At 53.4% G+C, this 15,900-nt stretch carries 5 protein-coding genes; 3 read left to right on the top strand and 2 right to left on the bottom strand.

Annotated elements, in window-relative coordinates; genetic code table 11:
• Window positions 1-16 precede the first annotated feature (16 nt).
• Window positions 17-8,785, bottom strand: a complete 8,769-nt coding sequence (locus ACN06F_RS13440; protein WP_433924088.1) for a GH36-type glycosyl hydrolase domain-containing protein — start codon at window positions 8,783-8,785, stop codon at window positions 17-19.
• Between the two features lie 137 nt (window positions 8,786-8,922).
• Window positions 8,923-9,531 (bottom strand): CDP-alcohol phosphatidyltransferase family protein, encoded by a 609-nt coding sequence (locus tag ACN06F_RS13435; protein ID WP_433924087.1) that lies wholly within the window; start codon window positions 9,529-9,531, stop codon window positions 8,923-8,925.
• 271 nt (window positions 9,532-9,802) lie between these two features.
• Between ACN06F_RS13435 and ACN06F_RS13430 the strand changes: the two genes are divergently transcribed.
• The 3 genes from ACN06F_RS13430 to ACN06F_RS13420 all read left to right on the top strand — a co-directional run bounded on the left by ACN06F_RS13430 (window position 9,803) and on the right by ACN06F_RS13420 (window position 15,798).
• Window positions 9,803-11,443, top strand: coding sequence for an SLC13 family permease (locus ACN06F_RS13430; RefSeq protein ID WP_095604088.1), 1,641 nt, complete (start codon window positions 9,803-9,805; stop codon window positions 11,441-11,443).
• Window positions 11,444-11,587: 144 nt separating this feature from the next.
• Window positions 11,588-12,736 (top strand): exonuclease SbcCD subunit D, encoded by a 1,149-nt coding sequence (locus ACN06F_RS13425; protein WP_433925120.1) that lies wholly within the window; start codon window positions 11,588-11,590, stop codon window positions 12,734-12,736.
• Window positions 12,733-15,798 (top strand): AAA family ATPase, encoded by a 3,066-nt coding sequence (locus tag ACN06F_RS13420; protein WP_433924086.1) that lies wholly within the window; start codon window positions 12,733-12,735, stop codon window positions 15,796-15,798. Before ACN06F_RS13425 ends, ACN06F_RS13420 begins: the two co-directional genes overlap by 4 nt.
• Window positions 15,799-15,900 lie beyond the last annotated feature (102 nt).

Raw genomic sequence — 15,900 nt, 5'->3', positions numbered from 1 at the left:
ACGCCACATAACATTGTCATGATGCAGGGGCACATCGCCGGATAACTATCTCTAGTTGATGATGCTGACTATCTAGGGGCACTCGAATGGGCATGCCAACCTCCGTTTCTGCTAAGCAAACGTCATCCAGTGTTGCAGTGAGGGCTTGGCTTAGGAGGGGTTGGCTTAAGAGATTCTGACTTAACGTCGCTGGAGAAGCTTGCGCGTTGATCACCTTGATATGATAGTGCGATTGGGCAAGGGTAATGTCAGCAGTAAAATGCGGCCAGCTCGCTGGCAGGCAGGGATAAATGACCAGCCAGCTAGCTTCCCGGCGAATGCCTAAAATACCCTCCATGCCGGCTTGATACATCCAACCGGCGGCGCCGGTATACCATGTCCAACCTCCTCGTCCCACATGGGGCGCCACAGAATACACATCAGCAGCGACCACATAAGGCTCAACGCGATATCGGATAGCCGCTTCCGTGGTGGTGGCATGGTTGATGGGGTTAAGCAGTGTAAACAGCTGATATGCCTTGTCACCTTCACCCAGTTGGGTAAAGGCCAAAATTGCCCACATTGAAGCATGACTATACTGCCCGCCATTTTCGCGCATTCCAGGTGGATAGCCGCTTATATAGCCGGGATCCTGCTTCGGGTGATTAAAGGGAGGCCAAAAGAGCAGCGCTAACTGCGGGTCATGCAGAATAAGTTCGCGCTCCAGCGAGTGCATTGCGAGCGTCGACCGCTGAGGGTCGCTGGCGCCGGAAAGCACCGCCCATGATTGGGCGATGGAATCAATCTGGCATGCATCGCTTTGTTTGCTGCCTAGCCAGCTGCCGTTGTCGTAGGTCGCCCGGCGATACCACTGGCCATCCCAAGCGCTGTTTTCAATTGCTATGCGTAGCGCCTGAGCATGTTCATACCAACGAGCGGCGCGTTGAGGATCATCTGAGTGGCAGGCTTGGGCCTCGCGCTGCTCGGCAATTGGCGCAAAGTGATGAAGTGTTTTAAGCAGCAACCAGCCTAGCCATACACTTTCTCCCTTGCCCCCAGCACCCACGCGGTTCATACCGTCATTCCAATCCCCGCCGCCTATCAGCGGCAAACCATGTTCACCCAGTTGCGAAAGGGTAATATCCAGTCCGCGTGCGCAGTGTTCAAACAGTGGGGCGGTTTCCAGCGAGGTGGTTGGCTGGAAAAAGTGTTCGTGCTCATGCGATGACAACTGCGCGCCGTCTAAAAAGCTCACCGGCTCATCAAGCACTGCTATGTCCTGGGTTGTTGCGAGATAACGCGCGCAGGCGTAAGCCAACCAAACCCGGTCGTCAGAGATGCGCGTGCGCACGCCTTGTCCGGAATGTGGCAACCACCAGTGCTGTACATCGCCTTCAGGGAATTGACGTGAAGCTGCTCGCAGTAAATGTTGGCGCGTTGTAGCGGCGTTGCTAAACGTCAATGCCATGCAATCTTGCAACTGATCGCGGAAGCCATAGGCGCCGCTGGCTTGGTAAAACGCTGAGCGAGCCGTTAAACGACAGGCGATGGTCTGATACAGCAACCAGCCGTTTAGCATGATGTCCATCGCCCGATCAGGTGTTTTGACCTGGATGGCATTGAGCTGCGTGTTCCAATGGTCATGAATGTTGGCAAGCTCTGCATCAATGTCAGCATCACGAAAACGGGTAATCAGCCTCGTAACGTCGTCATTGGAGCCACCCTGACCAAGCAATACGATAATGTCGGCTGTTTCTCCTGGGGCTAGCGTCACGGGACGCTGAAGAGCGGCGCAGGGGTCTAGTCCCGCGCCTAACGTACCGGAAAGTGGCGTTTTACAGCGTAACCCAGCCGGTTCGGCCAGGTTTTTGCCATAACCGATAAACTCGCTGCGATTGCCAGTCCATTGCGTAGGTGGCTCGCCAATATCGAGAAAAGCCACTTGGCCTGGGAAGTCGGCATTCCATGGATTGGTAACTAACAACGCACCGCTTTCTGGTGCTTGCGACGTAATCAGGAAGGGAGCTGATGCGCTGCGCGACGTGCCCAAAACCCACTCTGCATAAGCGGTCACAGAGAGCTTGCGTGTCCGGTTTGAATGATTAGTCAGTCTCAGCCGTGAGATGCGCAACGGGGCATCCAGGGGCACAAAGTGCAACAGTTCTAAGCTGAGCTCGTCATTCTGATGTTCAAATTGGCTATAGCCAAAGCCATGACGCGCAACGTAGCGGCCTGAGTCACGTATCGGGCTTGCCGTTGCGGTATAAAGCTCGAACGTCTCTTCATCTCGGACGTAAACAGCATCTCCGCTTGGGTCAATGACGGGGTCATTACTCCAGGGTGTCAGCTGGTTTTCTCGGCTGCTGTCTGCCCATAGATAGCCAGCGCCCTCTGCCGATACTTGAAAGCCGAACTGTTGATTGGCAATGACATTAATCCATGGCGCAGGCGTTGAGCTGCCCGCTTCTAGGATGGTGACATACTCTCGCCCTTGCTTTGCAAATCCGCCCCAACCATTAAAAAGCTCGAGTGTAGGCCGCTTAAGCTGGTGAGGAGTATGAGCCTTATCTATCAACGGTTTGGGGAGGGCGCGTTTAGTAGTGGCAAGCGGAGGTTTGGCGGTGCTCTGACCAGACAACATAACCGACAGCTGATCGGCAATTGATCCTCGGTGCGCTATCAGCACCACGCGAGCAATTGATAGCAGCTGAGAGCGTGACTGGGCGCTTGCTAAGTCGGCGCGTAAGGCATAAACCGTTCCCTGGGCATAGCCATTGTGAAGCCGGGGTCTTGCTTGGCTGCTGAGAATCGTGGCTTCAATGGCTTGCTGTAGATCTTGAATATAAGAGGAGGCACGCTCATTGATGATGACGATATCGACTTCGAGACGTTTCATGCGCCAATACTCATGGGCGCGAAGTAATTGATGCAATTGTGGCAAATCGTCAGTGGATTCAATCCGCAGCAATACGATGGGTAAATCACCGGAGATCCCGTGTTGCCATAGCAGTGACTGTTGAGCTGCGCCGCTTTGAATCGTTTTCTGGGGTGCCCTAAAGCGTGCGTCGGGATAGAGCAGTGGGGCAGCTAAGCGCTGAAAGTCGGCGGCCTCCTCTGGCTGAGTACCCAAATGGCGTAGCTGCACTTGCGCTTGAGTCCAGGCGAGCATTTTTGCTCGCTCAAAGGCGCTAACATCATGATGCTTATCAATGAGATCCATCAGCGCCTCGCGTGAGCCGGCAACAACCGTCCAGTAAGCGATGCGGGCGGCTTTTCCTGGCATGATCCGCAGGCAGTAGCGCGATGCAAAAATAGGGTCAATGACACTGCCTACCGTGCCTGATAAATGCTGGCCTTCAGCAAGTGCCCTCGCTGTGGAAATACGGTTACCCCGGCCGATAAATTGCTCGCGGTCGGTCTCATATTGGAAGTCTCCCACAGTATCGCCTTCCACTACGGCGAAGTGAGCTGCCCACACTTGCGCTTCGCTGGGGTCCCGCCGCCGACGGGTGGCGATTAGCGCATTGAATGCTGGAAGGTATTCAGTAACCACGAACATTTTGGCAAAGCTAGGATGGGCGTTGTCGGTACTCGGCGTGGTGAGTACTAATTCTGCATAAGCCGTAACATCAATGTCGCAGGTTTGGCGTCCATTGTTGGTCAGTGTTAGCAAACGTACTTCGCTGTCATCTTCCCCAGACACCAGGATGTCTAAGTGACTGGCAATAGATTCGTGCCGATGGTCATAGCGAGCATAATCTTCAGCAAATAACACGTGATTGTCGTCGTTATTCGTGCCGGTATGTGATTCCAGTGATTGTCCTGTTGCACTCCAAACGCTTGGACGTCGCGTATCGCGGAGAAAAATAACGCTTCCCCAGTGATCGCGTGTGGTATCTGGTTGCCAGCGAGTGATGGCAAGGTTGTGCCATCGGCTGTAGCCGCCACCTGTTGCGGTCAACATGACAGAGTAGTTGCCGTTTGAGAGCAGGTGAGTCACCGGAGGTCCGTTGACGCCGGTTGATAGCCGGCGCACGGTTTGTGCTTCGTTGATGGTTTGGCTAGCGGTTGATTTCACCTCTTCGGCACGGGGGTAAGCAATAGCCACATCCCGTGGAATCCGCTCTTGAAGCAATAGCTCGCTCGCCTGAATCATCGGTTCGCGGTGGAAGCGTTGTCGCATCTGCCCACGATGGAGCGTATTAGCGATGGCGACGATGGTCATGCCCTGGTGGTGCGCCATATAGCTACGCACAATCACCAGCTTGGCGCCTTTGGGGAGCCGTGAGCGGGTCAGATCTAGCGCTTCGTAGTAGCCATAGCGTCCTAGCGCGCCCATTTCTGCAAGGCGGCGATAATTTTTGAAGGCCCCCTCCGGGTCGATCATTGCCGCCAACCCCGTTGCGTACGGCGCGACCACTAAATCGGCCGATAGACCACGCTTCAGCCCTAATCCAGGCACCCCAAAATTGGAATATTGATAAGTATGCTCTATGTCCCGTGCGTTATACCCCGACTCAGAAATACCCCAAGGAGCTGAAAACTGGGCGGCGTATGTTTCCTGGCGCTTAACTATCAGACGGTTAGTTTGCTCCAAGAGACTGCCAGCGGGAGCGCGCATTATCAGCGACGGCATCAGGTATTCAAACATGGAGCCTGACCAGGAGATCATTGCCGCACCCTCTTTTAAAGGGGTGGCAGCGCGCCCAAGTCGGAACCAGTGACGAGTGGCTACATCGCCTTTGGCAATGGCAAACAGGCTGGCCAGCCGTGCCTCTGAAGCCAGCAGATCATAACAACTGATGTCCAGGCTGGCGTCGTCTAGCGAGAAGCCAATCGACAGTAACTGCCGTTCTGGGTTGAGAAGAAACGCAAAATCCATGCTGAGGGCAAGCCGTCGCGCTTTACTGGCCAGTTGCTGGAGCCGCTTTACATGTGTGCCGTTGGCGATTGTGTTGTTTGTGTGGTCACCGCTATGCTGTGTAGCCGTTTTGTGCAGTGCTGCCACCCAAAAAAGCACATCTTTATCATCGTCACTAGCGAGATGCTCATTGAAAAGGTCGCCAGCGATACTAAGTGCTTTTTTGGTTTGCTTGGTCAGGGCTTCCAAGTCTAATGGCGATGTTTTATTTGCGCTTACGAGAGTGGCGACTTTCTCAAGCTGATCAGTGAGCGGTTTGGTGGGCGAAGGTGTTTCTGCTGCTTGGGAGGAGCGCTTAAGCTCTTCACATTTAAGTGCTTCGAACGCCAATGCCAATGTATCAGCTATTGCTTGGCGAGGGTCAGGTGAAAACGTTGTGTCCTGCCAGGTTTCCAAGGCGTTAGCGAGAGTAATGAGGTGACCAGCAAGGTTGCCGCTATCGACAGTAGACACATACCTGGGGTTTAGCGGGCGGAGATCATCGATTGCATACCAGTTAAAGAAGTGACCACGATAGCGGGGCAGGGTATGCATGACAGCAAGCGTTGTTTCTATACGGCTTAGCGCGTTGGGGTTACCGATCCAACCAAAATCACGCGCCGCCAGTATCGACAGCAGGTATAGACCCATATTGGTTGGTGACGTTCGCTGGGCGATAACCGGCCGAGGCTCTTCCTGAAAATTGTCCGGCGGCAGTAAATTGGTCGATGTAGTTACAAAGGTTTCAAAGTAGCGCCAGGTTCTACGCGCAATAAGCCGAAGCTCAAGGGCGGTTTCTTCTGCTATGAGAGGTTGGGTCGTAATACTAGCCGTACTGCTTAGCCAAGTTGCCAGCGCAGGTGCTGCTATCCATAGTAGTGCGATCGGCAAGACCACTAGCCAAACACTACTGTTAAACCATAACGCACTGAAGGCAATGGCTACGCCAAGTAACGTGCCGGGTGCCATATGCCGATAAAATCCCCAAACGGTCAGGTGCGGGCATTTCATCGTCTGGGCCGACGATGTCCACTCTAGTAAATGGCGGCGAGTTATAAAAATGCGTATCAGAGTGCTAACAATGGCATCTAGCATCCGCCACGCTTGGTCGGGGAGAAACATCAGTTGCAGCAAAATTTGTTTCGATCCCAGCGTCAGTTCATCCCACCATTGTTGGAAGTGGTAGCGAAGGTTGACGCCTGCGCGCAGCGGAGCGAACGACGTTATTAACGACAGTAAGACCGGTATGCTAAAGATCATAATGACCATTAAGCTGCTGACAACGGCCATCATGACAGGCAGTTGCCAGCTCACTGCAAGGCAGGCTAATAGTAGCGGGGGGAGCAGCGACCGGCGTAGATTGCCGAGTATTTTCAAGCGCCCTGAAGGCGGTAATGAAGCTGTTAATAGCCAAGGGAGTAACTGCCAATCGCCTCGCACCCAGCGATGTTGGCGTTTGGCCACCACATCATAACGGTCTGGAAAGTCTTCTATGACTTCAATATCTGATGCCAGTCCTGCACGGGCAAAAATGCCCTCAAACATATCGTGGCTTAGCAGGCTGTTTTCAGCGATACGGCCCTCTAGTGATGCTTCAAAGGCATCAATATTATAAATACCTTTCCCTGCAAACGAGCCATCACCCACTAGGTCTTGATAAAGATCTGAAATGGCGGCGGCATAAGGGTCAATTCCGCCTGGAGAAGAGCACAGCTGTTGATAAATAGAGCCTCTTTCGCCTGTAGGCATCGATTGAGTGACGCGCGGTTGCAAAATTGCATAGCCTTCGACTACCCGCCGTTGCTGCGGATCAAATCTAGGGTGGTTTAACGGGTGAGCTATTTTGCCAACCAGTTTGCTGGCGGCTCCTCTTGGCAGGCGTGTATCGGCGTCCAGCGTGAGAATATAGTGCACATTTCTTGGTAGGGAAGGTGGGTCCCTGAAGGTCGTATCGGTTGCGCCACGTAACAGTTTATTGAGCTCATGAAGCTTGCCCCGTTTGCGCTCCCATCCCATCCAGCATTGTTCACCTGCGTTGTAGACGCGGTTGCGGTGCAGTAAAAAGAAGCGCTTTTCATGGCTAGCAGGACAGTAGCGTTTGTTTAATTCCTCAATGCGTTTTTCACAAATGCTTAACAGTGCCTCATCGGTGGCTAGTTCTGCCTGCTGGGCATCAACACCATCCGTTAACAGTGCATAGCTAATAGCACCGCCATCACTACCCAGATGGTGCACCTCAAGCCGATCAAGCTGTTCTTTTAAGTCGGCTTCATTGGTCAATAGCGTTGGCATTGCCATCAGCGTACGAAGAGAGGGGGGAACGCCTTTGGAGAGGTCTAGGCTAGGCAGTGGCTGAGCGCCGATATTATAAATAACGAAACGATTGACGATAGACGTAGCGATCTCAATCGTGGGTAGTACGCCCAGGGCTGCCAATAACCATAACCAAAGCGACGACACCTCGCCTGAATGCATTGATAGCAGCAACCACCCGGCCAATATCACCAAAGCGACTGACGTCGCTGTCAGCATTATGACGTAGCCATTGATGCCATTTTTCAACAGCAGCTGGCGAAATCGCCGCTTCAATGGCGGGCGATAGTTAAGGCGTTCTTCTAACGTATGCCTACCCGCTGCTACTAAAAAATAACCGGGGTCTTCGACTCGTGCTGCCTCATGGACATCATCGGTAAGTGGCAGCGCTTCTCTTGATAGCGTTAACGTATGATCAACGACTTCCAACTCGCTATAGGCTGAGCCACGGGCGAGCTCTTCCACTGCAATGCGATACTGATTACGTGTTGAAAAATCGTACTGCGCAAAGCGGCTATGTTCGCGTAATTTTACGTCTACCAAGCTGACACTTTCGAAAAGCTCAGCCCAATCGGTGCTGGAGATAAAACGCATACTGGTAATGATATTTCGCACAGTAACGTTCGCTGCACCTTGGCGCTGTTGGGTACTTTGCACCACATCATCAATAGATTCGCCCTGGCGATTAAGCTGCTCGAAAAGCCAGCAGGCAAGTGCATTGGTATGGGGGTTAACGCCGCGTAAACGTTTGGCTAATTGAGCTATAAAGGGCGCCGACAGTGGTGTTTTCTGAGACGTAAAAGAAGGGAATTGATGATCAACTGAACCCTCATCCATTGAACAGTTATCTGTCGAGACGCTATTAGCCGATTCGTTGTTTATCGAGTCGTTGTAAGTTGAATAATGGTTGGAGGAGTCGTTTCTCTTTGGCGAGCCATTTTCAGTAGCAATCCATTTAGCCGCAAGTGTATCCGCGGCATCGCGTGCCGTTTGTTCAGTAATGATTTGATCGGCAAGTCGACGTAAATTTTCAACTAATACAATGCGAAGCGTTATCGCGACCGCCCATAACTCTCCAATTGTTAGTGGCTGTATGCGTTGATAAGCTTTAATAAATGTACGTAAGTTAGCGAGTTCTATATTGCTATCGGTATGTGCAATAAAAGCCCATGTAATACCAAATACGCGTGGATAGCCCGCAAAAGGTCCTTCTGCAAGCTTTGGTAACTGTCGGTAATAACCCGGCGGAAGGTCGCCGCGTATTTCACGAATTTGTGCTTCGATAAGATGATAATTATCAAGTAACCAAGCGGCAGCGGGAACGACATCTCGACCTTCTGCCAGCGTGACAGCGCAAGCGCGGTAAGCGGCAAGTAATACGCGTGCATTATCGTTTAGGCGGTGCGTTAACGACGCCACTTTAGGTGGGCTTGCTGTCACAACCTGCGCCAGCGCTAAACTACCTGCGTGCTGTTCAAGCCGTTCTGCACTAAACAACTCTTCACGTACTGGCGCAGAGGAGCTCCACAATGCCATAGAAGCTTTGTGTTGGCGCACACGACGAAATAAAGGCGTCTGAAAAAAAAGAGTCACGGGTTACATCCTGATGAATGTGTACAGCACAGCTCTTAAAACAATGCTTTTCTATCAGGACGATGTGCTTAACGTTCGCTGCTGTCGGTTCGATAACGCACATTGCGTGCATAACCGTTATAGGGCGATCTTAAATGCTAGCGTAGGGTCCAATAGCCTCCCCATAGCCGCGTGGCAGTCGTGATTAGGCAAGCGACTGCGAATAGCCCCGCTAAGCATGGAAAATAGTGAGGAAATAAGCAAAAGAGCACTAACGCGATAACGGTTTCTGTGCCTTCGGTTAATCCCTCTAAATAGTAAAATGCCTTTTGTGGAAAGTTTGGTCGTTCAACATTGCGTGCTTTCGCCGCAATAGCAAAGGCTAAAAACGATGTTCCTGTGCCGATAAATGCGAATAGCAGTACCGCGGCTGCCAGCGCATTTTGCCCAGGGTTAGCCAGCGCGAACCCCAGTACGACCGCGGCATAAAAGACAAAATCCAACCCGATATCAATAAACCCACCCGCATCGCTTTGCTGGCTGCTTAGCCGGGCAAGTGCGCCATCCAGCCCATCACCAAGGCGGTTCAATAAAATCGCCATTAGTGCCAAAACATAATATTCAAAGGCTAATAGCGGTAGCGCGCTCATACCCACTAAAAAAGCCACTAAGGTAACTTGGTCAGGGGTAACCTGCCGATTGCTGAGATACCGAGCCATACTGGCAAGTGGCCGATGGGTCAACGGCATAGTAAAACGGTCGAGCACGTGAGTACCTCCTTAGAAAAAGACTCAAACCTACCGTGATAAAAGTGCAGTGTCACATCAGGGTAAGGAGCGCTAAAAGCTACAACTAAAGTTGTTAGACTTTGGTTGTAGTTTTCGTCAATTCGCTGGACTAATACCTGGCTGCAGTGAATAAAGGGCACCAAAAAACCAGCTAGGCTGGTTTAAATACGCCATAGGGGGTTGCTGAGAGAAGCTCCCTTTCGATCACCTGACTGCGAACGGTACTTTGATAATGCGCAGAACTGCCACCATGACACTCTGGGAGTCGCTTTGGCACTCCCATGACCAAGTCAAAAACCTACTTATGTGTGCGTTGCCAACCTCCGGCGCTGGACGCTCATCCTCTACTACGTCAGGTGAGCAACAACACTCGGGTAGCAGACCGCCAAAGCCACCTGCCTATACGACAGCTCAAAAGGTTGGGCTAGTGCTAGGGCCGATGCTGTTTGCCTTCGTGCTGCTGTTTTTCCACCCGGCGGAGCTTAGCTTAGAAGGCCGCATGGTACTTGCCACCACGCTTTGGGTAGCCGTGTGGTGGATTACCGAAGCCATACCTATTCCTGTTACGTCACTTTTGCCCATTGTATTGCTGCCGATCACTGGGGCGCTTGAGAGCAGTGCGGTTACGGCAGCATACGGCAATCCTATTATCTTCCTTTTCCTCGGCGGTTTTATGATTGCCCTGGCGATGGAGAAGTGGGATCTGCATAAGCGTATTGCCCTCACCATTATTTCGGTATTGGGCACCAGCATTAACAGTATTGTGTTCGGCTTTATGGCGGCCACTGGCTTTTTGTCGATGTGGGTATCCAACACGGCATCGGTCATGATGATGCTGCCTATTGGCACCGCGATTGTGTATCAGGTAACCCAGGAGCTTAATAAGAGCGAGGGTGATCATAGCGAAGACATCGATAAATTCAGTAAAGCGCTAATTTTTGGCGTTGGTTACGGCGGCACTATCGGCGGTTTGGGTACCCTGATTGGTACACCTCCCAATATCATTCTGGCAGCGATTGTGAATGAGCTGTTTGGTGTTGAGATTACCTTTGCCAGTTGGATGATGTTTGCTTTCCCAGTCGTTGTGGTGCTGCTGTTTATTGGTTGGCTAATGCTGACACGCTTTATTTACCCGATTAAATTCAGCAACCTTCCGGGTGGCAAAGCGCTCATTGCTAAGGAAAAGGCCGCGCTGGGTAAGATCACCTTCGAAGAGAAAGCCGTGCTGGTTGTTTTCCTGTTAGCGGCATTTTTCTGGATTACCCGTTCTTTCCTGTGGCAGGGTCAAATACTCACCATTCCAGGTATTAACGACACGATGATTGCCATTGTGGCGGCGATTGCGCTGTTCTTAATTCCTTCGCCAAACAAAGGCGGTTGCCTGCTGGGGTGGGATATTGCCAAAGACGTACCCTGGGGCATTCTGCTGCTATTTGGCGGTGGCTTGGCAATTGCTGCTGGCTTTGGCTCCTCTGGATTAGCCGCCTGGATTGGTGGCCAGATGAGCGTGCTGGAAGGCGTTAACTTCTTGCTGGTGATCTTGTTAGCCGCTGGCATGGTGTTGTTCTTGACTGAAATCACTTCCAATACAGCAACGGCCACGATGATTCTTCCGGTGCTTGCCTCGCTGGCGCTGGCGTTGGATATCCATCCGTTCGTGCTAATGGTACCTGCGGCCATGGCAGCTAACTGCGCTTTTATGCTGCCGGTGGGTACACCTCCCAACGCGATTATTTTTGCGACCGGAAAAATCAAAATTATCGAAATGGTACGCAATGGGTTCTGGCTGAATATTTTCGCGCTACTGCTGATCGTCGCGGCGGTTTATTTCTTATTGCCTCTTATGTGGGGGATTGACTTAACCACCTATCCGGATGCGTTCCGCGACTAACAGCCAGTCACTACTGTTGCTTCAGCCCCGCCATGTGCGGGGCTTTTTGTAGAGAGCTTTGGTAAAAAGCTTTTTGTGCTGCGTGACGGACAGTTTGGAATGCAGATTGCTATGATGGGGCATATTTTTTGCGTTGAGCCTGCCATGCGACTACTTCATACCGCCGATTGGCACTTAGGGCGGCTGTTTCACAACCTCTCCCTGCTGGAAGACCAGCGCCATGTATTGAACCAGCTACTGGATATTATCGACCGCGATGCGGTGGATGCTGTGCTGGTTGCAGGCGATATCTACGACCGTTCGGTGCCGCCATCCGCCGCCGTCACGCTGTTAGATGAGGTGCTTGGTGAGCTGTGTGAAAAGCGTGGCCTACCGGTGATTATGATTTCCGGCAACCACGACGGCGCTGAACGACTCGGCTTCGGGGCGCGCCACCTGCGCCAAGCAGGGCTGCATATTCTGTCTGATCTATCTGCCTGCGATCACCCGGTGACCCTGTCGATTAATGGGGAAGAACTGGATGTGTTCGGTATTCCCTACGCTGACCCAGAGTATGTACGCAGCCAGTTTTCGGTGGATGTCCGCGATTTCGACAGCGCCCACCGTTTCTTAATCGACCGTATCAACACCCAGCGCCGAGCGGGTCGACCTACTGTGCTTATGAGCCACTGCTTTGTGGATGGCGGCAGTGCCAGCGATTCAGAGCGACCGTTAACCTTGGGAGGCGCGGAAAGCGTTGCTTGGGAGCCGATGCAGTCGTTTGACTATGTCGCCTTAGGCCATCTTCATGGGCCGCAGTATCGCGGCGGTGAACATATTCGCTATAGTGGCTCGCTGCTTAAATACAGCTTCTCAGAGGCTAACCAGCGCAAAGGCGTCACGCTGGTGGATATTGGCCCCGAGGGCGTGAGCCAGATTGAGCACCGCCCGCTGACGCCGCGCCGAGAGGTACGTGTGCTGGAGGGCGAGCTGGCCGAGCTGCTAGCACAAGGCAGAACCGATACCCAAGCCGATGACTATTTGTTAGTGCGTATGACCGACCGCCACGCGATTCTTGACCCCATGGGCAAGCTACGCGAGGTCTACCCCAACGTGCTGCATTTAGAAAAGCCCGGCATGCTGGAAGCCCAAGGGCGGCAGCAGTTAGATCGCGAGCGGCTGCAGTTTAGCGCGTTGGATATGTTTAGTGATTTCTTTACCCAAACCAGCGGGGACACCATGAGTGATGAGCAGGCCAGCGCCATGCGCGAGCTCATCACCGCCCTAAGCCGTGAGCAGGAGAGCCAGTCATGACGCCGTTAACGCTCACTATGCAGGCGTTTGGCCCCTTTGCAGGCAGCGAAACGATCGACTTTACTGCGCTGGGCAATAGCCCATTGTTTCTGATTAACGGCCCCACGGGCGCAGGGAAAAGCTCGATATTAGATGCCATCTGTTTTGCGCTTTACGGCCAGACCACCGGTAATGACCGCGATGCCGGCCAAATGCGCTGCGACCAAGCTGCTGCTACCTTGTTGACCGAGGTGAGCTTGGATTTTCGCCTGCGCGATAGTGCTTACCGAGTGCGCCGAGTGCCCCAGCAAGAGCGCCCTAAGGCCACTGGTGAAGGCACAACCACACAAAGCGCTGAAGCCCAGCTGTGGCGGCTTACCCCGGAAGGTGATGAGGATGAATGTTTGGTGGCGCGTAAGGTCACCGATGCCAACAGCCAGCTGCACGCGTTAATAGGTCTGGATGCTAATCAATTTCGCCAAGTAATGGTGCTCCCCCAGGGGAAGTTTCGTGAACTGTTGTTAGCGGAATCGAAAGACCGCGAGAAGATTTTTTCCCAGCTATTTCAAACCCAGATTTTTCAGCGCATTGAAGAGCGCCTGCGTACCCAGGCGAATCAAATAGAACGAGCGGTGAATGATCACCGCCAGCATATCAGCGGCATTTTGGCCGGGGGCGAGCTGGAAAGCGAAGCGGCATTGGCGCAAGAAGTAGAGGCGCTAACCCCGCAAGTAGGGCAAGCGCGTCAGCGTTTTGAAACCGCTCAGCAGCAGCGCCGTAGTGCTGAACAGCGACGAGATGAAGCCCAAGCGTTACAGCGCCAATTTGAAGCGCGGGACAGCCTCGCTGCAGAGAAAGCACGCCACCTTGAGCAGCAGGCGCAAATAATGGCCTTTCAGAGCCGCTTGACCCAAAGCGACCACGCTCAAGCGCTACGACCTTACAGTGCTGCGTTAGTCCAAGCCCAGCAGGCACTCACTACCGCCCAAGCAGAGCAGCGACAGGCTGATGCCGCGCTGACTACCCAGCGAACGAATACTGAACAAGCCAAGCGTACCTTTGAAGCGGCACGCCAGCGCCAGACCGAACTACCTGCACTGCGCGAGCGCCATCGTCAGTTGGGCGAGTTTATCCACAAAAGTCAGCAGTTAAGTGAGCTTGAAGCGCGCTGGCAAGCGGCACAAACCGCTTGGCAGCAAGCCGATGGCATACTTAAGCGTGATGAAGCTCAATTAGACGGTATTCGTCAGCAAGGTGAAGCGCTAAGCGTTACTCTTGAGCAGCTGCAAACGGAAAGTCAGCAGTTGGCCAGCGCCCCTGCAGAGCTGAGCCGCCATGAGAGCCTGCTAGCTCAGCGGCAGGAGTTGGAGGCGCTGATGCGGCAGGGGCGTGAACTTGTCGTTCAACAACAGCAGGCAACGGCGGCACTTCAAGGTCGGCGCAGCGAAGCAGAACAGGCGAAGCGCCACGCAACTGAGCAAGAGATGCGCTGGCACCAAGGGCAGGCCGCACTGTTAGCGCTCACTCTGCAAGAAGACGCGCCTTGCCCGGTGTGTGGCAGCCTTGAACACCCATCCCCAGCGGTTCAGCATGCTGATCTAGTTACCCAAGCGCAGGTAGAAGAAGCCCGCTCGACTGAGGAACAGGCTCGCCACGCCTTACAAACCGCCGAGCATCAGGAGCAACAGTTAGCGCAGCAGTTTAGCTATAACACTGAGCAGGCGCAGCGCCTTCGTCACCTGCTTGGTGAGTGGGCCAGCCAACCGCCGTTTGAGCTGCAACAGGCCTGCGAACAATTGCGCCGCCAAGTCGCGCGTCGGCAACATGTTGAGGGTGAGATTAATCGGCAAAACGCTGCCCGTGACGAGCGTCGCCGTGACTGGGGCACGCTGGACAAACAGCTCAAAGCCCAACGGCCTGCGGTTGAAAAGGCCAAAGAGGAGGCGTTACGGCTAGAGAGCCAGCGCGATCAATTAAGCCAATCACTGCCAGAAGATGCCCGTAACCCGTTGGCCATGCGCCAAACGCTCACTGAACTTGATAACCAAATTGCTGAGCTTGAACAGGCCTGGGAGCGTGCACAGCAGGTGCTTTCGACGAGCGAAACTCAGCAGGCGCGGGCAGAGGAGCAACTGCGCGGTGCAAACCAGCAGCTGGCGCGTAGCCAGCAAGCGCTTGAACAGGCTCAGGCTGAGTGGCAAACGGCGCTACAAGCCAGTTCATTTGAAAGTGAAGCTGCTTATCAGGCGGCTCAGCTAGAGGATAACCAACGGCAAGACCTGGCTCGCCAAGTAGAGGCCTATCAACGCCGGTTGGCTGAGCTTGACGGCGCGCTACACAATTACCACGCTCAACTGGCCGAAAAAACACCGCCAGATCTCGCCGCACTCACCAAATTCACTGAAGCTGCCCAAGCGGAGGAGCATACCCAACTCGAAGCGTGGCGAACACTAGATGGGCGGTTAAATACGTTGCAGGGTATTCGCCAGAAACTTGCCGCCGCCCGTGCGGCCCAGGCCGAGCTTGAAGCCCAGTATCGGGTGTGGGGGACATTAAGCGAAGTGGCTAACGGGCGCACCGGTAATCGCATTAGCTTGCAGCGGTTTGTGCTAGGAGTGCTGTTGGACGACGTACTGATCCAAGCATCTGAACGGCTGGTGCGTATGAGCCGCGGGCGCTACCAGTTGGTGCGACGCGAAGACCCATCCAAGGGCAACAAAGCCTCGGGATTGGAATTGGACGTGGCCGATACCTACACCGGCAAAAGTCGCTCGGTAGCGACGCTTTCCGGCGGCGAGTCGTTTATGGCGGCGTTGGCGTTGGCACTAGGGCTTTCTGACGTGGTGCAGGCCTACGCAGGCGGGATTCAGTTGGATACGCTATTTATTGATGAGGGCTTTGGTAGCCTTGATCAGGATGCATTAGACCAAGCGATTGCTATGCTCAGTGAGTTACAAATGGGCGGGCGAATGATCGGGATTATCTCTCATGTCAGCGAACTCAAAGAGCAAATGCCTGTCCGTGTTGAAGTGCGTGCCAGCCGACTTGGTAGCTCGGTGGAAGTGAAGGGCGCGCTTCTTTAATGCCTGGGGTGGCGTTAATTCATGCTGCGTTCATACAGCATGTTTTATAACGGAAGTGAATCGTCTAGCGAGCCCTAGAGATACTATCCACTTAGATACTAT

The organism is Vreelandella sp. 21, assembly GCF_050995515.1.
Taxonomy (GTDB): Bacteria; Pseudomonadota; Gammaproteobacteria; order Pseudomonadales; family Halomonadaceae; genus Vreelandella; species Vreelandella alkaliphila.
Note: the sequence above shows the minus strand (reverse complement) of the source record. Positions and strands in the feature narration are given on the sequence as shown.